Source organism: Saccharopolyspora hirsuta, from assembly GCF_008630535.1.
In the GTDB taxonomy this organism is placed as follows: Bacteria; Actinomycetota; Actinomycetes; order Mycobacteriales; family Pseudonocardiaceae; genus Saccharopolyspora; species Saccharopolyspora hirsuta.
Map to the genome: position 1 here is coordinate 392205 of NZ_VWPH01000007.1, position 18545 is coordinate 410749.

16 protein-coding genes are annotated in these 18545 nt (G+C 70.3%); 6 read left to right on the plus strand and 10 right to left on the minus strand.

Annotation, left to right across the window (positions count from 1 at the left end; translation table 11 throughout):
* Positions 1 to 149 precede the first annotated feature (149 nt).
* On the plus strand, positions 150 to 530 hold the full coding sequence (locus F1721_RS17615) for a hypothetical protein (protein WP_150067775.1): 381 nt from the start codon (positions 150 to 152) through the stop codon (positions 528 to 530).
* On the opposite strand, the gene F1721_RS17620 is transcribed toward F1721_RS17615, so the two are convergent.
* Together F1721_RS17620 and F1721_RS17625 are read right to left on the minus strand one after the other, a co-directional pair.
* The gene (locus F1721_RS17620) at positions 523 to 939 is read right to left on the minus strand and encodes a hypothetical protein (protein WP_150067776.1); all 417 of its coding nucleotides are present in this window, start codon (positions 937 to 939) and stop codon (positions 523 to 525) included. The two genes, F1721_RS17615 and F1721_RS17620, sit on opposite strands and share 8 nt — an antisense overlap.
* Before the next feature lie 335 nt (positions 940 to 1274).
* Positions 1275 to 2423 (minus strand): MFS transporter, encoded by a 1149-nt coding sequence (locus tag F1721_RS17625; protein ID WP_246155088.1) that lies wholly within the window; start codon positions 2421 to 2423, stop codon positions 1275 to 1277.
* Positions 2424 to 2557: 134 nt separating this feature from the next.
* Here F1721_RS17625 and F1721_RS17630 point away from each other — a divergent pair, with 134 nt between their 5' ends.
* The gene (locus F1721_RS17630) at positions 2558 to 3802 is read left to right on the plus strand and encodes a M14 family zinc carboxypeptidase (protein WP_150067777.1); all 1245 of its coding nucleotides are present in this window, start codon (positions 2558 to 2560) and stop codon (positions 3800 to 3802) included.
* A 176-nt stretch (positions 3803 to 3978) separates the two neighbouring features.
* On the opposite strand, the gene F1721_RS17635 is transcribed toward F1721_RS17630, so the two are convergent.
* Both F1721_RS17635 and F1721_RS17640 read right to left on the minus strand, forming a co-directional pair.
* A complete protein-coding gene (locus F1721_RS17635) occupies positions 3979 to 4701 on the minus strand; it encodes a DUF6319 family protein (protein WP_150067778.1) in 723 nt (240 codons plus the stop codon).
* An 82-nt stretch (positions 4702 to 4783) separates the two neighbouring features.
* On the minus strand, positions 4784 to 6280 hold the full coding sequence (locus F1721_RS17640) for a flavin-containing monooxygenase (protein ID WP_150067779.1): 1497 nt from the start codon (positions 6278 to 6280) through the stop codon (positions 4784 to 4786).
* Positions 6281 to 6362: 82 nt separating this feature from the next.
* Between F1721_RS17640 and F1721_RS17645 the strand changes: the two genes are divergently transcribed.
* Together F1721_RS17645 and F1721_RS17650 are read left to right on the plus strand one after the other, a co-directional pair.
* Positions 6363 to 6977, plus strand: a complete 615-nt coding sequence (locus F1721_RS17645) for a TetR/AcrR family transcriptional regulator (RefSeq protein WP_150067780.1) — start codon at positions 6363 to 6365, stop codon at positions 6975 to 6977.
* A 153-nt stretch (positions 6978 to 7130) separates the two neighbouring features.
* Positions 7131 to 7931, plus strand: coding sequence for a hypothetical protein (locus F1721_RS17650; protein ID WP_150067781.1), 801 nt, complete (start codon positions 7131 to 7133; stop codon positions 7929 to 7931).
* Between the two features lie 518 nt (positions 7932 to 8449).
* On the opposite strand, the gene F1721_RS17655 is transcribed toward F1721_RS17650, so the two are convergent.
* On the minus strand, positions 8450 to 10666 hold the full coding sequence (locus tag F1721_RS17655) for a 3-hydroxyacyl-CoA dehydrogenase NAD-binding domain-containing protein (RefSeq protein WP_150067782.1): 2217 nt from the start codon (positions 10664 to 10666) through the stop codon (positions 8450 to 8452).
* 14 nt (positions 10667 to 10680) lie between these two features.
* Entirely contained in the window at positions 10681 to 11895 is a 1215-nt protein-coding gene (locus F1721_RS17660) for an acetyl-CoA C-acetyltransferase (RefSeq protein WP_150067783.1), read from the minus strand.
* Between the two features lie 422 nt (positions 11896 to 12317).
* On the opposite strand from F1721_RS17660, the gene F1721_RS17665 reads away from it, so the two are divergent.
* Together F1721_RS17665 and F1721_RS17670 are read left to right on the plus strand one after the other, a co-directional pair.
* On the plus strand, positions 12318 to 13205 hold the full coding sequence (locus F1721_RS17665; RefSeq protein ID WP_150067784.1) for a DUF2268 domain-containing putative Zn-dependent protease: 888 nt from the start codon (positions 12318 to 12320) through the stop codon (positions 13203 to 13205).
* 170 nt (positions 13206 to 13375) lie between these two features.
* A complete protein-coding gene (locus tag F1721_RS17670) occupies positions 13376 to 13825 on the plus strand; it encodes a hypothetical protein (protein WP_150067785.1) in 450 nt (149 codons plus the stop codon).
* 38 nt (positions 13826 to 13863) lie between these two features.
* Here F1721_RS17670 and F1721_RS17675 read toward each other — a convergent pair whose 3' ends face one another.
* From F1721_RS17675 to F1721_RS17690, 4 genes are all read right to left on the minus strand, one after another.
* Positions 13864 to 14334: an HIT family protein gene (locus F1721_RS17675; protein WP_150067786.1), complete on the minus strand. Its 471-nt coding sequence runs from the start codon at positions 14332 to 14334 to the stop codon at positions 13864 to 13866.
* Positions 14335 to 14482: 148 nt separating this feature from the next.
* The gene (locus F1721_RS17680) at positions 14483 to 15802 is read right to left on the minus strand and encodes a (Fe-S)-binding protein (RefSeq protein WP_150067787.1); all 1320 of its coding nucleotides are present in this window, start codon (positions 15800 to 15802) and stop codon (positions 14483 to 14485) included.
* Positions 15802 to 17043, minus strand: a complete 1242-nt coding sequence (locus F1721_RS17685) for an FAD-binding oxidoreductase (RefSeq protein ID WP_150067788.1) — start codon at positions 17041 to 17043, stop codon at positions 15802 to 15804. Before F1721_RS17685 ends, F1721_RS17680 begins: the two co-directional genes overlap by 1 nt.
* The gene (locus F1721_RS17690; RefSeq protein ID WP_150067789.1) at positions 17043 to 18530 is read right to left on the minus strand and encodes an FAD-linked oxidase C-terminal domain-containing protein; all 1488 of its coding nucleotides are present in this window, start codon (positions 18528 to 18530) and stop codon (positions 17043 to 17045) included. Before F1721_RS17690 ends, F1721_RS17685 begins: the two co-directional genes overlap by 1 nt.
* Between the last annotated feature and the right edge of the window lie 15 nt (positions 18531 to 18545).

Here is an 18545-nt window from a genome sequence, read left to right on the forward strand (position 1 = left end):
TCCTCTTCACTGCCAGTCAGTTCGTTGATATCACATCGGCAGGTCCAGCCGACGATGCGCCGAACGGTCCAGCACGCCCGATCACGCCCACTCCGACGGTCCGGATCACTACACTTGGTGACCGATCAATCCGACCGCGTGGAGGAGAAATGACCGATCCGTTCCTGGATTCGCTGGCCACCGCACTCGCCGGGCAAGCGGCGACCGCGCTGGGCGCGGCCGGGAAGGCCGCACTGGTGAAGGTCCGCGAACTCCTCCGGCGGAGGTCGGAACGCGACCCTGAGACGAAGGCCGCACTCGAAGCCGCTGAGCGACCGGACGCGGACCGTCCGCAGATCACCGCTCTCGCCGAGCGGCTCGACCAGGTCTGCGCGGAGGACGCCGACTTCGCCGAGCAGCTGCGCGCGGAAGGCGCCGAGGTGCACAACGCGATCTCGGCCGCCGACGACAGCGTGGTCAACATCAACCACGGGCAGGTCAAGAACCTGGTTCAGACCCGCGAGTTCAACGGCAACATCACGTTCAACTAGCGCGCCGGTCCGACTCGTTGAGCTCGGCCAGGTACCTGTTGTACGCGGCGAGCTCCGGATCGTCGTCTTCCTCGACGCGCGGCGCCGGCGGCGGCACCAACGGCCGCTTCCGGCGCACCACGGGCTGCTCCGCAGGCTCCTCAGCTGCGCTGTCCGCCTCGGCCTGCGGGGCGGACTCCTCCTGCTCCCGCTCCCGGCTCAGGTCCATGCGCATCACGCGGACCCACAGGAAGATCGTGAACGCGCCGAACAGCGGCCACTGCAGCGCATAGCCGAGGTTCTGGAAGCTCCCACCGGCTTCGTGCGCGCGATCCCACTGCCACACGGCCAGGCAGCCGGTGGCGATCGTGGCTGCGATGAACAGCACGTGCAGAAGCAGCCAGCGCGGGGTCAAAAGGCTGCGGAACACACTTCGCATTCTAGGCGCCCCCGCCCAGCGGGAACCCCCGGCTTCATCACGCACCGCTCACAGCGCCAGACCGAGCGCCCGAGCCGGGCGCGCCGGGCACCGCTGGGCATGTGCCCGCAATCACATTCTCAACTGTCCCGGAGCGCCATCGGCTGGGCGCGGTGACAGGAAGGTTCCCATGTTGCAGAAGGCGCCCACGCCCTGCCAATGACAGGAAGGTTCCCATGCTCACAGCCGGGCAGCGGCGGTCCGGGCTTGGGCGACAGGAAGGTTCCCTTCCTCCACCGACCGGCCCGCGGCCAGGCGGGTGGGGTGACAGGAAGGTTCCTTTCCTCTCAGCTGCGGCGGCGGTTGAAGGCCAGCGGGGTGCAGGCGGCGATGAGGACGGCCATGACCACGAACGTGAACGGGTAGCCGGACAGGGCGATCAAGATGCCGAAGCCGAGCGAGCCGAGGCCCTGGCCAGCGTCGTAGGCGATGTTCCAGGCCGTGCTGGCCACCCCCGACTCGGTCCGCTCGAACATCATGACGAGGGTCGTGTTCTGCACCGCGCCGAAGCCGCCGCCGAATGCGGCCGCGCCGAGCAGGGACACCAGGTCTGCGTCCCACGCGGCCACCGCGAGCAGCCCGGCGCCGAGCGCGGACAGCAGCACCGCCGGGATCAGGATGCGGTGCTGGCCGAGCCGGTCGCCGACTTGTCCCGCTCCCCAGCGGCCGAGCATCGTGGCGGCGCCGAAGGTCATCAGCGCCGCCGGGGCCACTGATTCGCCGATGGCCAGGGGCAGGAAGGCGACGATGCCACCGGCTCCGACCGCCACGGCCGTCATGACCGTCCAGGACGGCAGCAGTGCGAACGGGAAGGTCGTGGTCCTCGACGTGTCCGCAGGTCGCCGGGCCTGCACGCGGGACATGCCGAACAGCGCGGCCGTGGCGGCGACCGGCAGGGCACCGGCGATCCAGAACAGCGGGGCGAAACCGATCTGCTGGGTCAGCCACACCCCCACCGGCAGGAACGCCACGTTCGGCAGACCCACCGAAAGCCCGTACAGCCCAGCGGCGCGTCCGCGCTGCTCGACCGGCACGAGCTCGGCCACGAGAGCGGCACCGGTCACGGTGAGCAGCCCGAAGCCGATGCCCCGCACGCTCGACACGCCGAGCAGCAGCCACAGGTCGCTGGACAGCGCGTACAGCGGCGTGGGCACACCGATCAAGATCGTGCCGAGCCCGAAGGCGATCCGGTGGTCGATGCGCTTGAGCAGCCACGGCATGCACAGCTGCGTGGCAACGGTGACCAGCATGAAGACGGCGTTCGTCGCGCCCGCCGCGACCTCGCCAGCGCCGCCGACCACCGCCCACAGCGGCAGCACCGGCATCAGCAGGATGTACCCGGCGAAACCACCGACCGTCGCCACCAGCAGCAGGCGGAACGAGCCGTGCTGCAGAGGTGTCCTGTTCCGCTCACGTGGTTCGACCGAGGCTCGCACTGGTACTTGATAGGCCCGAACCGCACCTCCTGTCCATCCCGGTCCGGCGTCCGAGATGTCCCCTGCTGGCCGATTGTGGCTTTGATCGCGATCGGTTTGGCTGGGTCCGTCCCAGCAACGGCAAGGAGTCCTGCATGCACCGGATGCGAGTACTGGCACTGGCCGCCGTGGTCGCGGGATCGGCGTTCATCCCCGCGACGGCCACCGCACCGCTGACGTCGGCCGCGCCGCCGCCGTGCAGCGAGGAGCCGCGGGAGAACCCGATCTCGGAGTTCACCAGCTACGACGAGCTCCTGGTCGAGCTCGACCGGATCGAGCGCGTCAGTGCGGGCCGGGTGTCGGTGGAGAAGGTCGGCGAATCCAACCGGGGACGCGACATGCTGCTGGCTCGGGTCGGCAGCGGCCCGAAGGTGGTGCTGATCACCGCCGAGATCCACGGCAACGAGAAGACCGGCCCGGATGCGGTGCTCGACCTGCTGGACTACCTGGGGACGTCGGACTCCGCGCACGCCAGGAAGATCCGCGAGCAGTTGACCGTGGTGGCGATGCCGAAGATCAACCCCGATGCCGGGGCTCTGGACCGGCGCGGCAACGACATGACGTGGGAGGAAGCGCAGGCGCGCTTCCCGCAGCTGGCGACCGCGCAGGTGCCGTGGAACTACTACACCGAGCCGCGGCAGGGCGACGACTACTCGCAGCGCCCCGGTTTCGACGTCAACCGCGACTACAACCCGAACCTCGACTACCAGCCGCAGCCGCAGGACTTCCCCGGCGCGAGCGACAAGCCGGGCTGGTTCATCAGCCCGGAGACCCAGACGGTGCGGGACGTGTACAAGTCGCTGCGGGACGAGTTCGGGGCGGTCGACACCTACATCGACCTGCACCACCAGGGGGCCTGCTACACGGTTCCGGGCACCGACCGCTTCGTGACGATGAGCCTCTCCGGCAAGTTCGTCGCCGACCCGGCCACCCCGGCGGGCGCCGCGTACGCCGAGTTCGCCGACACCTACCGGCCGGAGTACTCCAAGCAGCTCAACGTGGCCGCCTACAACGCGCTGCAGGCCGCGGCCAACCAGAACCCCGACTTCGGCAACATCACGCTGTACCCGCAGGACACCAACCTGCCCGGCACCGGCCTGGGTTCGTTCCAGCTCAACGGAAGCGGCGCGGTGCTGTTCGAGGTGCGCGGCCAGACCCAGACCCTCGGCGAGCAGCACCGGGGAATGCTGACCCGCACGGTCTACATCGGTCTCGACGGAATCCTCTCGTCGATCGCCAGCGGTCAGGTCGACAACCTCGACCCGGCCGACTACGACCGGATCCCGCCCACCGACCGCGGCCAGCAGACCAAGAGCACGATCACCGAGATCGAGAACTGACGCCCCGATGCGAGCGGAGTTCGCACCACCTCGCGGTGCGGGCTCCGCTCGTCGTCACCACCGCCAGGGCCGCCGATGGCTGCGGTGGATGACAGGAAGGTTCCCATCCTCACGTCACTGCGCTCCGGGCCCGGGTGACAGGAAGGTTCCCATGCTCGCGTCACCGCGCGGGGCGGTCAGGAGCGGAGATCGTCCAGGGCTGCTTCGGCCGCCGCCAGTTCCGCGCGGAGCTGCTCGACTCGGGCTCGCTGTTGTTCCCGGGCCGCTTCGATCAGCGGCTCGACCGCTGCTGCGACGTCTTCGTGCAGTACCTTCGCCGCTTGCGCCACCGCGCCTGCCGAGACCTGCGTCGGCTTCAGCACCCGCTTCTTCGGCGTGCTGACCTCCACGCTCCACTGGCCCTCGTCGTCGGCCGTCAGCGTCACCGTCGCACCGCCGACCGCCTTCGGCGGGCGCGGCTTGCGCCGGGCTGCCGCCCCGGCGCTCGGCTTCGCCGCTTCCGCGGCGGGCTTCGCCGCGCTCGCGGCCGACTTCGCCGGGGTGGCCTGCTTCGCCGCGCTCGAAGGCGGCTTCGCCGACGTCGTGCTCCGCGGCAGCGTCGCCCCCACCGCCTTGGGCTTCGCCTCGCTGGGGGCGGGCTTCGCCGGTTCCGGGGCGGTGCGCTTGCGGGGCGGCTTCACCTTCGTGACCTCCGCCGCGGAGAAGGACAGGACGTCCTTCGAACCGGCCGGGCGGACCTGGATGAAGTCGCCCTCGGCCGGTTCGTCGAGCGAGATCACCTTGCCCGAGCGCCCTTCTGGGACGCCGACGGCCGAGCCGGTGAACCACACCGTCGGCGTGGTCCCGGCGTTCAGCTCGTCGCGGATCTCGCGGAGTTCGTCGGACGACAGCGGTGACATGGCCACACCTTGCTCAAGGGTGAGCCCCGGAGGGGCTGCTCGGCAGTGACCACACCACTATATCGAACGTCCGTGCGAAGCTTCAACGGCCCCGCGCCGCGGTGATCTCGTAGTCGGCCGGGTCCGCCTTGCGCGTGCGCAGCCAGTACTTCCAGGTGAAACCGGGCCAGATGGTGCGGTTGACGCCGTTCTCGTCGAGGTACCAGCTGCGGCAGCCGCCCGCCGACCACACCGCGTCGCCGAGCTCGGACTGGATCTCGCTGTTGAAGTCGTCCTGCACCGACTGGCGGACGTCGATCTGCCCCACCTTGCCGCGGCAGATCGGCCGCAGGCAGCCCAGCACGTAGTTGAGCTGCGACTCGATCATGAACACCACGGAGTTGTGGCCGAGCCCGGTGTTCGGCCCCAGCAGGAAGAACAGGTTCGGGAAGCCGGAGACCGTGATGCCCAGGTAGGCCTCCATCCCGTTGCGCCACGCGTCCTGGAGCTTGCGCCCGTCGCGACCGACGATGCTCAGGTGGTCGAAGGCATCGGTGACGTGGAAGCCGGTGCCGTAGATGATCGCGTCCACCGGGTGCTCCTGGCCGTCGCCGGTGACCACGGAGTTCTTCCGCACCTCGGCGACACCGCTGGTCACCAGGTCCACGTTGGACCGGTTCAACGCCGGGTAGTAGTCGCTGGAGAGCAGGATCCGCTTGCAGCCCATGGAGTAGTCCGGGGTGACCGCGGCGCGCACCTCCGGGTCCTTGACCGCCTTGCGGATGTAGCGCTTCGACAGGTGCTCGGCGAGCTTGCCGAGGCGCTTGTTGAACACCGCGAAGTAGCGCGCTTCCAACGTCCAGTAGAGCGCGGCGCGGGCCGCCCGCTGGACCAGCGGCACCCGGCGGAACAGCCGCTGCACGGATTCGGGGACGGGGCGGTCGGGCTTGGGCTGGATCCACGGCGGCGTGCGCTGGAACAGGTGCAGCTTGGCGACCTTCTTGGCGATCTGCGGCACGAACTGGATCGCGCTGGCGCCGGTGCCGATGACCGCGACGCGCTTGTCGGTCAGGTCGAAGTCGTGGTTCCACTCCGCGGAGTGGAACACCTCGCCCTCGAAGTCCTGCACGCCCGGCAGCTCCGGGTAGCTCGGGATGTGCAGGGCGCCGACCCCGGAGACCAGGGCCTTGCCCACGTACTCGGTGCCGTCCTTGGTGGCCACGCGCCAGGTCTGGGTGTCCTCGTCGTACTCGGCGCCGGTGAACTCCACGCCGTAGTGGATGTGGTCGCGAACCCGGTACTTGTCCGCGCAGTGCTGCAGGTAGTCGGAGATCTCGCCCTGCTGGGCGAACATCCGAGACCAGTTCGGGTTCTGCTCGAAGGAGAAGGAGTACATCAGCGACGGCACGTCGCAGGCGCAGCCCGGGTAGGTGTTGTCCCGCCAGGTACCGCCGAGGTCCTCGGCCTTCTCCAGGACGATGAAGTCGTCGATCCCGGCCTGCTTGAGCTTGATGGCCATGCCCAGACCGGAGAACCCGGTGCCCACGATGACCACCGAGGTTCGGTAACTGCGCTGGTCCTTCGACTGCCGTTGCGCCATCAGGGCCTCCTCGGACACCGGCACGACTGATCTACCGGGCAGTAGGCTACTACGAGTAGGTTACTTGCGGTAGGGTGTTTTCGTGCAGACCCAGCAGGCATCGACCGGGCGGCGCAAGCGGATGTCGCGCGCCGAGCGGGAACAGCAGATCCTCGCCGTGGCCGAGGAGGTGTTCGCCGCCGACGGCTACCAGGCGACCTCCATGGACGACATCGCGGCGCGGGTCGGCCTGTCCAAGCCGATGCTCTACGAGTACTTCGGCTCCAAGGAGGGCCTGCTGCTGGCCTGCCTGCAGCGGTGCAAGCGGGAGCTGATCGAGGCCAGCACGGTCGCGGCCGCCGGGGCGGAGAGCCCCGAGCAGCTCATGTACGACTGCCTGCTGGCGTTCTTCAAGTTCGGCGACGAGCACGCGCAGGCCTGGGCGCTGCTGCGCAACGAGTCCGCCGTACCCAGCGCTTCGGTGAGCTCGGAGCTCGAGGCGATCCGGTTGCAGCAGCGAGACTTCACCGCCGGACTGCTCAAAGCCGCCCGCCCCGACCTGGACCACGAGCAGCTGGAGGCCTTCGCGGAGGCGATCATCGGCGCCTGCGAGCGGCTGGCCCTGTGGCGGGAGCAGCGTCCGGAGGTCACCCCGGAGAAGGCAACCGAGCACCTGATGGCGCTGCTCGCGCCGAGCCTGACCCAGAACCTCTGGTGACCACCTGAATTCACTCGTTCAGGTTGTCCCTGGCGCGCCGGGGTCAAGATCTTCTCAGGGTCCTCCGATACCGAGTCAGCCGTACCAACGCATCCGACCCTAGGAGAACAGACCTTGCGCCCCTGGACCACGCGCACAGTACAGGCAGCCGTTGTGGCCGCGGGGTTCGCCGCAGTCGGTACCGGTGCCGCCTCCGCCGCGGAGACCACCGACCTGCCGAAGCCGGACCTGTCGTCGATTCCGGACCAGGTCGGGTTCACCGCCCCGGTCAACGCCTGCCAGGTGCAGAAGGGGGCCGGGTTCAGCCCGGTCAAGGCCCCGTGCGCGGACGCGCAGCTGCACGCGAACTCCCCGAACCTGATCAAGCAGGTCGGCGTGGACATCACCACCACCGGCCACGGGGTGGCCGACGAGCTGCGGGACGGCCGCCCGCTGCTGGCGCCCGGCAAGCCGAACCGGGTGCTGGGCCACGTCTTCGCCGAGGGCAACCGGCTGACCGGGATGACCAAGACCCGCCCGACCATCGGCGCTTCGGCCACCCCCGAGCACCTCGGCGTGCTCCACGAGCGGACCCCGGACGCCACCCTGCTCGACGCCGAGATCGGGCCCCGCAAGCCCGACCACCAGGGCGTCTCCGCGGTGGACACCGCGTTCGACGTGACCGCCGCGCAGGGCTTCGAGGCGGAGCCGGTGGCCAGCCCGGTCGGCGTGGTCGCGCCGACGCTGGCGCGCAACCCGCTCAACGCCCCGGGCCAGCCGATGCCGCTGCCCAAGCCGGAGAAGCTGGTGCCCGCGGTGGGCAAGATCCCGCCGCTGGCCGAGCTCGACAAGGGCCTGGGCGGTGGCGCCGACGAGCTGTCGAACCAGCTCACCAGCCGCGTCCCGGCGAAGCCGGTGCACCAGATCACCGGTGTGCTGCACCCGGCGGTCGAGAAGGTCAAGGACACCCTCTGAGACCGAACCTGCTGCGCGAAGCGGCCCCGGATCTTCGGATCCGGGGCCGCTTTCTTTGTGTCCAGGAGCAATTCCGCGGGCGACGGTTCGGGGTGTCTCGGACTCTCCCGGAAGTTCCGGTGGGGCCGTTTCCGGCGGACGAGATCCGCGATCCCCCGGCTTCCGAACCTTCCGGTGCCCGGCACGGCGCTGACGTGAGGAAGGGAACCTTCCTGTCACCCCACCCGCCTCGCCTCGGGCCGATCGGTGGAGGAAGGGAACCTTCCTGTCAGCCGAAACCCCTCACGGGGCCGGGGGTGAACCGCGGGCTGGGACTTTTCGCGAATGCGGGCAGCCGCGCCACGCGCGTGCACAGCTGCACCACCGCGCTGACCTTCGGCTTCGGCATCCTCGCCGCTGCCGCGCTCATCGCCGCTCCGCTGACGGCTCTCCGCAGCCAGCGACCAGCCCGGCCTTGAGCACCGGCGGAGAACGCCGTGCTCTGCCGGGTGGGCGCCGGAGCGCCCACCCGGCGCAGGTCACGCCGCGGTGGCGGAGACGATCCCCTCGTCCGGCTCGCCGATGTCGAACGGTTCGCCCGCTTCCGCGCGCTTCACCAGGGAGGCGGGCGGGTCGAAGCGGGAGCCGTAGTGCTCGGCCAGCTCCCGGGCGCGGGCCACGAATCCGGCCAGGCCGCCGGGGTATCCGTTCATGTACTGCACGACACCGCCGGTCCAGGCGGGGAAGCCGATGCCGAAGATCGAGCCGATGTTGGCGTCCGGCACCGACCGCAGCACCCCCTCGTCGAAGCACTTGACGGTTTCCAGCGCCTCCACGAACAGCATCCGCTCCCGCAGGTCGGTCAGGTCCACTTCGGACTGGTCGCGGTCGCCGCTGCCGAAGTGCTCGACCAGGCCCGGCCACAGGCCGGTGCGCTTGCCGTCGGCGTAGTCGTAGAAACCAGCGCCGCTGGAACGGCCCTTGCGGTCGAACTCGTCGATCATCCGGTCCAGCACCTGCTCGGCCGGGTGCGGCGTCCAGGTGCCGCCTGCCTCCTCGACCGCGCGCCGCGTCTCGTCGCGGATCTTGCGCGGCAGGGTGAAGGTGAGCTCGTCGAACAGCTGCAGCACCGGTGCCGGGAACCCGGCCTGGGACGAGGCCTGCTCGATCGAGGCCGGGTGGATGCCCTCGGCGAGCATCGACACGCCCTCGTTGAGGAAGGTGCCGATGACCCGGCTGGTGAAGAAGCCGCGGCTGTCGTTGACCACGATCGGCGTCTTCTTGATCTGCTGCACCACGTCGAAGGCGCGGGCCAGCGCCTTGTCGCTGGTGTGCTCGCCGCAGATGATCTCCACCAGCGGCATCTTGTCCACCGGCGAGAAGAAGTGCAGGCCGATGAAGTCCTCGCGGCGGCGCACTCCCTCGGCCAGCCCGGTGATCGGCAGCGTGGAGGTGTTGGAGGCGATCAGCGCGTCGCCGTCGACGATGTCCTGGACCTCGCCGTAGACCTGGTGCTTGAGCTTGGTGTCCTCGAAGACCGCCTCGATCACCAGGTCGCAGCCGGACAGCGGTTCCAGCTGGTCGGTGGGGGTGATGCGGGCCAGCAGCTCGTCGGACTTCTCCCGGGTGGAGCGGCCCTTGGCGATGGCCTTCTCCTCCAGCTTCACCGAGTAGGCCTTGCCCTTCTCCGCCGCTTCGAGGGAGATGTCCTTGAGCACCACCTGCATCCCGGCCTTGGCGCAGACGTAGGCGATGCCTGCGCCCATCATGCCGCCGCCGAGCACCGCGACCTTCTTCGCCCGCCAGGTCGGCTCACCGGACGGGCGGCTGCCGCCGGAGTTGATGTGCTGCAGGTCGAAGAAGAACGCCTTGCTCATGTTCTTGGCGGTCTGCCCGCACACGAGCTCCACGAAGTAGCGGCCCTCGATGGTCAGCGCGGTGTCGAAGTCGACCTGCGCGCCCTCCACCGCGGCGGCCATGATGTTCTTCGGCGCGGGCAGCGGGGCGCCCTTCAGCTGCTTGCGCAGGTTCGCGGGGAACGCGGGGAGGTTGGCGGCGAACTTCGGGTTCGACGGGGTGCCGCCGGGGATCTTGTGGCCGGGCTTGTCCCACGGCTGGGCCGATTCGGGGTTGGCCTTGATCCACTCCTTGGCGCGGGCCAGCAGCTCCTCGGGCGTGTCGACGAGCTCGTCGACGATGCCGACCTGCACGGCCTTCTCCGGGCGCAGCCGCTGCCCCTGCAGCAGCACGTTGAGCAGCGCGTCGGCGATGCCCAGCAGCCGCACCGAGCGGACCACGCCGCCCGCACCGGGCAGCAGTCCGAGGGTGACCTCGGGGAACCCGAAGCGGGCCTTGGGGTCGTTGAGCGCGATGCGGTGGTGGCAGGCCAGCGCGATCTCCAGGCCGCCGCCGAGCGCGGTGCCGTTGAGCGCGGCCACGACGGGTACGCCGAGGGTCTCCAGGCGGCGCAGCTGCTTCTTGACCGCGGTGGTGGTCTCGGTGACCCGCGCGGCGTCGCCCCGGCGTGCCTGGACGAGTTCGCGCAGGTCACCACCGGCGAAGAAGGTGCTCTTCGCGGAGGTGATGACGACCCCGGTGATGTTCTCGCGCTCGTCCTCCAGGCGCTGCAGGGCTTCGTCCATGCTGCGCTGGTAGCGCTCGTTCATGGTGTTGGCCTGCTGCTGCGGGTCGTCCAGGGTCAGCACGACGATGCCGTCGGCGTCGGACTCCCAGCGGATGGTGTTCTGCTCGCTCATGTGTGATGTGTCCTTCAGCCGATGCGTTCCACGATCGTCGCGATCCCCATGCCGCCGCCGATGCACAGCGTGGCCAGGCCGTAGCGCAGGTTGCGGCGCTCCAGCTCGTCGATCAGGGTGCCCAGGATCATCGCCCCGGTGGCGCCCAGCGGGTGCCCCATCGCGATGGCGCCGCCGTTGACGTTGACCTTGTCGTGGCTGACGCCGAACTCCTTCATGAACTTCAGCGGGACGGCGGCGAACGCCTCGTTGATCTCCACCAGGTCGATCTGGTCGATGCTCAGGTCGGCCTTGGCCAGGGCCTTGCGCACGGCCGGGCCGGGGCCGGTCAGCATGATCGTCGGGTCCGCTCCGGAGAGCGCGGCGGAGACGATGCGGGCGCGCGGGCGCAGACCGGTGCGCTCGCCGAGCGCTTCGCCGCCGATCAGGGCCAGGGCCGCGCCGTCGACGATGCCGGAGGAGTTGCCAGCGGTGTGCACGTGGTCGATGCGCTCGACCCAGTGGTACTTCTGCAGCGCCACGGCGTCGAACCCGCCGAGCTCGCCGATGTCGGCGAAGGACGACTTCAGGCCGCCGAGGCTGTCCACCGTGGTGTTCGCGCGGATGTGCTCGTCGCGGTCCAGGACGACCTGGCCGTTGCGGTCGACCACCGGCACCACGGAGCGGGCGAAGCGGCCGTCGGCCCAGGCCTTGGCGGCGCGGGTCTGCGACTCCGCGGCGTAGGTGTCCACAGTGGTCCGGTCGAAGCCCTCGAGGGTGGCGATGAGGTCGGCACCGATGCCCTGCGGCACGAAGGAGGTGTCGAAGTTCGTCTCGGGGTCCATCGCCCAGGCGCCGCCGTCGGAGCCCATCGGCACCCGCGACATGGACTCGACGCCACCGGCCAGCACGGCGTCCTCCCAGCCGGAGCGCACCTTCTGCGCGGCGATGTTGACGGCCTCCAGCCCCGAGGCGCAGAAGCGGTTGAGCTGCACGCCGCTGACCGTCTCCGGCAGCCCGGCGGCCAGCGCGGCGGTCTTGGCGATGTCGCCGCCCTGGTCGGACACCGGCGAGACCACGCCGAGCACGACGTCGTCGATCAGCGCGGGATCCAACTGGGGATGGCGGCGCTGCAGCTCCTGGATGAGGCCCACGACCAGGCTGATCGGTTTGACCCCGTGCAGCGACCCGGTTTTCTTGCCGCGACCGCGCGGTGTGCGGATCGCGTCGTAGACGAACGCCTCGGACATGTGCGGCGTGCCTCCTCGTTGCGGCAGGTACTCCACCCAGAGTGTGACACCAACGCTGTCACAGTCAAGGTGCTCGTGACCTGCCAGTAGGACCCCACTTGCGGGGCAGATGTGGGGCAAACGTGCTCTACCAGCAGCTGAGCAGGTCTCCAGCCGCCTGCATCAAGTCCTACCACCTTGGTGATCCGGTGACCGCTCAGATCCGATCCCGGCCGACGCCCCAGATGAAGCCGCGGTGATCCAGGCCGCGTCGGCGAGCGCGCTGGAGCTCGAACGCTGACCAAGGCTCAGGGGCACGTCCGCGAGCGAGTCCACTGTGGTCGCGCGGGTTCGGTGACAGGAAGGTTCCCATGCTCGCACCGCGCCAGTGACCGCACAGCGGACTTGAGTCTCCAGCCAGGGGAGGCTTTAGCTTCGCGGGCATGACGTTCACCGTTCTCGACACGTACACCGCGATGCGGGAGATCCTGCGGGCACCGGCCGCGGACCGGCCATCGCTGCTGAAGGCGATGCTGGAGCCCGCCGCGGGCATGTACCGGTACTTCCCGGGCGAGGTGGATCTCGTCTCGATGCACCTGATGGCCTCCGGGTTCCCGATCGACCGCGACGAAGACCGGTGCTTGGAGGCGCTGGAGACGTTGCGCGAGGCCGACGCGTGGGGGCGGATCGAGCGGGCGCTCGACGAGGCGCTCGCCGTGCAGCTCGCGGCGACCCCCGACATCGAGGTTCCGGACATCACCGTCCTGTTCACCCTCGGCGACCCCGGGGACGCGCACTTCATGGGGCCGAGCCTGGGCATGACGGCCAACGGCAGCGTGTCCGGGTACCTGGTGGTGAACTTCTGGCCCTTCCCGGAGAACCTGGCCCGGCTGGAGGCGACGGTGGTCCACGAGCTCAACCACAATCTCCGCTACAGCCCTGGTGGCGTCGTGTGGGATCCGGCGACGGTCGCGGTGGGCGAGCAGGTGGTGTCGGAGGGGCTGGCCGACGCGTTCGCCCGCCAGCTCTACGGCGACGAGCTCGGCCGCGCCCGGATCGGTGTTCCGCACCTGCACGACGACGCGGTGTTCGACAAGGTCGTCTCCGGTCTCGAGGTGACCGGCATGGAGAACTTCACCGTGTGGGTGCTCGGTGACGAGATCGCCACCCGGTTCGGGGCGACTCCGGTCGGGCTGCCGACCGGTGCCGGTTACGCCGTCGGCAACCGGCTCGTCGACGCCTACCTGGCCGCCACCGGCCGCACCGCGGCGGAGGCGCTGCTGGCGGACAGCCGGGAGGTCATCGACACCGCGCTTGAGCAGCTCCGGTAGCGGCGGCCGAGCCCGTCGCCGGGTGACAGGAAGGTTCCCATGCTCGCGCGTCGGTGACAGGAAGGTTCCCATGCTCGCACCGGCGTGGACGCGGAGCGGGTCGCGTTCGAGGGCTGGCCGCGGGTGCGGGGTATCGTTCGGGGCGATCCGCCGATCCGGGGAGGTGCGACATGACCAGGGCCAGCTCCCGGAAGCGCGCCTCGTCGAAGTTCTGGTTCGGGGTCCTGATCGTGATCATCGCCGGGTGGCTCACCTTCATCTCGGTGCAGATCTACGCCGACCCGAACAACTTCGACCGCGGCGGGTCCACCCCCGAAGATCTCCGCGACAAGGTGGCCCGGGCGCTCGCCGACTCGGATTCCGAGAAGTTCCTCGCTGCCTTCGCCAAGGGTTCGGACGCGGACGACGAGTACGCGAACGCCTACCTCGGCAAGTGGAAGGCGTTCGAGAAGCGCAGCACCACCGTCGACCTCGTCAGTTCAGGGGACGTGCAGGCCGTCGTCGCGAAGTTCTCCACCGCGGACAACACCGCGCTCTGCTCGGGGTGGAACGTCGTGCGGGATGGTGAGCGGTTCGTCCTGGACCCGGCCCCCGCCATCCTGCCGAGCTCCTGCAGCTGACCCACCGGGCGGTCGAGCACGGGAACCTTCCTGTCACATCAGCAGGCGTCCAGGACGGCTCGGTACCGGTCGCACACCGCCGCCACCGCCGCTTCTCCCGGCCTCTCGCCTTCGGTGAACATCGCCACCTGCAGCGCCGGGCCGTACGCGTTGAAGCGGTCCATCAGCTCGCGGGTGGCGGGCTGAACGACGAAGTGGATGTGCCCCGGCACGCCGCCGGAGTGCGACCACAAGCACGTGTAGACCTGCTCGGGGCGCACGACTTCCTCCACCGCAGCGGTCACCCGCTGCAGGAGCGGCCCGAGCTCGGCGCTCTCCCCCGCGGTCAGGTCCGCGACGTGCAGGACGTGGCGGAACGGCTTGACCAGCAGCGTGCCGATCCCGAGCGGACCGACGCAGTGCTCGACCACCCAGGACCGGGTCTCGTGCACGCGCCCGCCCGGGAGGTGGACCGCGCCGGAGGAAAGGTCGCAGACCAAGCAGCCGGGCTGCCCCTCCTGGTCGGTCAAGGGTCGCTCCTCGTCGCTCGAATCCGCTCCCGCCGCGTGACAGGAAGGTTCCCATGCTCGCACCCGGATGACAGGAAGGTTCCCATGCTCACTTCGGCGCACGCGGCGAAGGCGGGGCCGGTGAGCCGGCCCCGCCTTCGGGGATGGGTCAGTCGCGCAGCAGGGTCTCCACGCCGAGACCGCGGATCGAGGCGTCCAGCACCTGGACCGTGTGCGCCATCGCCATGTGCTCGCCGCGGCGTTCCAGCGCGGTGCGGATTTGCATGGAGCAGCCGGGGTTGGCCGTGACCAGCAGGCGCGCTCCGGTGGCCAGGACGTTGTCCGCCTTGCGGTCGCCCAGCTCTCGGGCCGGTTCCGGCTGGAGCAGGTTGTAGACGCCTGCCGAACCGCAGCACAGTTCGCCGCGGCTGATCTCGCGGAGCTCCAGGCCGGGGATCGCGCGCAGGAGTTCTCGCGGTTGCGAGCGGATGCCCTGGCCGTGCGCGAGGTGGCAGGCGTCGTGGTAGGCCACCTCCACCGGGAGCGGGTGGCGTTCGGCGACCGGGCCGAGCTCGACCAGCAGCTCGGCGATGTCGCGGACCCGAGCCGAGAACTTCTCGGCCTTCGCCGCGTACTCGGGGTCGTCCTGCAGCAGCCGCGGGTACTCCTTCAGCGTCGAGCCGCAGCCCGCCGAGTTGATGACCACGTAGTCCACGCTGGACCGCTCGAACACGTCGAGGAGGTTGCGCGCGAACTTCACCGCTTCGGCCTCCCGGCCGGAGTGCTCGCTGAGCGCGCCGCAGCAGCCCTGCGACTGGGGGATCACGACGTCGCAGCCCTCGGCGGAGAGGATGCGCGCCGTCGCGGCGTTGACGTCGGGGAAGAACGCGCTCTGCACGCAGCCGGTGATCATCCCGACGGTCGCCCGCCGCTTTCCCCGCGCCGGGACGCGGTGACCGAGCTTGGGTGCGCGCTTGATCGGCGGGGCCAGGGATTCCATCGTCTGCAGGCCTTCGGGCAGCTTCGCCATCAGCCCGGACTTCTTCGCCAGCTTGCCGAGGCCGAGCCACTGGTAGAGGGCGAGGGGTCCGCGCAGCGCGTTGAGCCGCCGCGGGTACGGGAACAGCGTGAAGATCGCGGTGCGCATGAGGCGTTCCCAGCGGCTGCGTTCGTGCCGCCGCTCCACCTGGGCGCGCGTTTCGGTGATCAGCGTGCCGTACTGCACACCGGACGGGCAGGCGGTCACGCAGGCCATGCAGCCCAGGCAGGCGTCGAAGTGCCCGACCATGGTGTCGGTCATGGGCTCGCCTTCCAGGCCTTCCTTCATCAGGTAGATGCGCCCGCGCGGCGAGTCCATCTCCTCGCCCCACAGGTCGTAGGTGGGGCAGGTCGGCAGGCAGAACCCGCAGTGCACGCAGTCGTCGACGAGTTCGCGCTGCGGCGGGTGGTGGGCGTCGAAGGCCCCCGGGCGGGACGGGGTCTCGGTCATCAGATTCCTCCCACGAACCGGCCCGGGGCGAGCCGGTGATCCGGGTCGAACTGGTCCTTGGTCCGGCGCATCAGGGTCAGCAGTCCCGGCGCGACCGGCCCCCACGGGTCGATCGCGGCGAGAACGGGTTGCGGTGCGCGCTCCACCACCGCGTACTCGCAGCGGGAGCGCAGCGCGGCGACGAACTCGGCGACCGCGCTCGGATCGCTGTCGCCGGGCAGGCCTGCGTGCAGCACGCCGAGCCCGGCCGCGCCGCGGGTCGTCACCGGAAGTCCGCTGGCGGCTTCGCGGATCGCGGTCAGCAGGTGCGGCAGCTTCGCGGGTTCGGCGGCCACGCGCAGACCGGTTCCGTCCGGTTGGAACGGGTGGCGCCCCCACCACTGCGGTGCCTGTTCCAGGACTTCCGCACCGCGGCCGAGGGTCGCGGCCAGCTCCGCGGCGCGGTCGTGGGTCGCCGCGGGGCGGCCCTCCAGCTGCGCGCACACCGTGATCGGACCGTCCGGTTCGGCGCGGTCCAGCTCGATCGCGGTGGGCACCGCCTGCGAGTGCCGGATCGCGTCAGCCAGGGCACCGGCGGTCGACGGATCGGTGGTGGTGACCGAGATCCAGCGGTGTTCGGCGGCGACCGGGTGGAGGCGGAACACCGCTTCGGTGATCACGCCGAGGGTGCCGAAGGACCCGGTGTAGAGCTTGCCGAGGTCGTAGCCCGCGACGTTCTTGACGACCTTGCCGCCCGCGGTGGTCACGGTGCCGTCGGCGCGCACCACCGTGATGCCGATGAGCAGGTCCCGCACCCCGCCGAAGAGGTGGCGGCACGGACCGGACGTGCCGGTGGCGACCACGCCGCCCACGGTCGCGGTCGGCAGCGGCTGGTCGATCGCGAGCTGCTGACCGGCCGCGCGCACGGTGTCGTTGACCTCGGCGATCGGCGTGCCCGCCAGGGCGTGCACGACGAGGTCGCCCGCCGCGTGCTCGACGATTCCGGTGGCCGCGGAGACGTCGAGCAGCAGGTCCACCGCGGTCGGCGCGGCGCCCCAGTCGAGCTTGCTGCCGGAGCCCTTGGGCACCACCCGCAGCCCGTGCTCGGCGGCGATCTTCATCGCCGTCGACGCGCTTTCCGTGCCGTCCACCTTGGCCACCCACTGTGGACGGACGCCGCACACCGCGTCCGATTCGGCGGCTTCCCGCACGTTCTCCGCGCCCAGCGCGGCGGCCAGTGCTTCCTCGGTCGTAGTGGGCATCAGAACTGCTCCGCCAATCCCGCTTCGGTCAGTGGGTGCACGCCGCGCCGCGGCCCGGGGACCTCGCCGCACAGCCTCGGCGTCGGGAAGACCTTGCCCGGGTTGCAGATCCCGGCCGGGTCGAAGGCGCAGCGCACGCGCTGCATGGTGTCCAGGTCGTCGGCGGTGAACATGCGGCCCATGTACTTGACCTTGTCCGCGCCGACGCCGTGCTCCCCGGTGATCGAACCGCCGTGCTCGATGCACAGGTCGAGGATCGCGCCGGAGACCTGCTCGGCGCGCTCGTTGGCACCGGGCTCGGAGTCGTCGAAGAGCACCAGCGGGTGCAGGTTCCCGTCACCGGCGTGGAAGACGTTGGCCACCCGCACCCCGGATTCCGCCGACAGCCGGGCGATGCGGCCGAGGACCTCCGGCAGCGCGGTCCGCGGGATCACGCCGTCCTGCACGATGTAGTCGGGGCTGATGCGGCCGACCGCGGCGAAGGCGGACTTGCGGCCCTTCCAGATCATCGCCCGCTCGTGGTCATCGGCGGCGACCCGGATCTCGAACGCGCCGTGCGCCCCGCAGTGCCGCTCCACCTCGGCGAAGGTGTGCTCGACCTCTGCCGCCGGGCCGTCCAGCTCGACGACCAGCACCGCGCCCGCGCCCTCCGGGTAGCCGCACTGGACGGCCTGCTCGGCGGCTTCGATGGCCAGCGCGTCCATCATCTCGATCGCGGCCGGGGTGACGCCGTCGGCGATGATCGCCGACACCGCCGCGCCCGCCTCGTCGGTCGACGGGAACCCGGCGAGCAGCGTCTGCACCGACTCGGGTTTGCGCAGCAGCCGCACGGTGATCTTGGTGACCACGCCGAGAGTGCCCTCGCTGCCGATGAACGCGCCGAGCAGGTCGTAACCAGCGGTTTCCCGCGCCGGGCCGCCGAGCTCGACCACGTCGCCGTCGGGGGTGACCACCTCGAGCGCGAGGATGTGGTTGATGGTGAACCCGTACTTCAGGCAGTGCGCGCCGCCGGAGTTCTCCGCGACGTTGCCGCCGACCGAGCAGACCTGCTGGCTGGAGGGGTCCGGGGCGAAGTAGTAGCCCTGGTCGGCGACGGCCCTGGTGACGTCGAGGTTGATCACGCCGGGTTCCACCACGGCGCGCTCGTTGGCCAGGTCGATCTCCAGGATCCGCCGCATCTTCGCGGTCACCACCAGCACGCCGGAGGAGTGCGGCAGCGCCCCGCCGGACAGCCCGGTGCCGGCCCCGCGCGCCACGAACGGAACGCCGTGCTCGGCGCAGGTCCGGACGATCTCGCGGACCTGCTCGGCGGTCTCGGGCAGCACAACGACGGCCGGGACGACCCGGTAGCTGGCCAGACCGTCGCACTCGTAGGTGCGCAGCTGCTGCGGATCGGTGATCACCGAGTTCGGCGGCAGCGCGGCGCGGAACCGCTGCACGACTTGGTCGAGCGCGCGCCGCTCGGGCTCGATGCTGGTCGACTGCATTGCTCAGCCTCCCGA

Excerpts from the sequence above, each read along its gene's own strand:
- F1721_RS17680 (WP_150067787.1), bottom strand. The coding sequence starts at position 15,802 with ATGACCGAGACCCCGTCCCGCCCGGGGGCCTTCGACGCCCACCACCCG.
- F1721_RS17690 (WP_150067789.1), bottom strand. The coding sequence starts at position 18,530 with ATGCAGTCGACCAGCATCGAGCCCGAGCGGCGCGCGCTCGACCAAGTC.
- F1721_RS17655 (WP_150067782.1), bottom strand. The coding sequence starts at position 10,666 with ATGAGCGAGCAGAACACCATCCGCTGGGAGTCCGACGCCGACGGCATC.
- F1721_RS17635 (WP_150067778.1), bottom strand. The coding sequence starts at position 4,701 with ATGTCACCGCTGTCGTCCGACGAACTCCGCGAGATCCGCGACGAGCTG.
- F1721_RS17615 (WP_150067775.1), top strand. The coding sequence starts at position 150 with ATGACCGATCCGTTCCTGGATTCGCTGGCCACCGCACTCGCCGGGCAA.
- F1721_RS17640 (WP_150067779.1), bottom strand. The coding sequence starts at position 6,280 with ATGGCGCAACGGCAGTCGAAGGACCAGCGCAGTTACCGAACCTCGGTG.
- F1721_RS17660 (WP_150067783.1), bottom strand. The coding sequence starts at position 11,895 with ATGTCCGAGGCGTTCGTCTACGACGCGATCCGCACACCGCGCGGTCGC.
- F1721_RS17630 (WP_150067777.1), top strand. The coding sequence starts at position 2,558 with ATGCACCGGATGCGAGTACTGGCACTGGCCGCCGTGGTCGCGGGATCG.
- F1721_RS17670 (WP_150067785.1), top strand. The coding sequence starts at position 13,376 with ATGACCAGGGCCAGCTCCCGGAAGCGCGCCTCGTCGAAGTTCTGGTTC.
- F1721_RS17685 (WP_150067788.1), bottom strand. The coding sequence starts at position 17,043 with ATGCCCACTACGACCGAGGAAGCACTGGCCGCCGCGCTGGGCGCGGAG.
- F1721_RS17665 (WP_150067784.1), top strand. The coding sequence starts at position 12,318 with ATGACGTTCACCGTTCTCGACACGTACACCGCGATGCGGGAGATCCTG.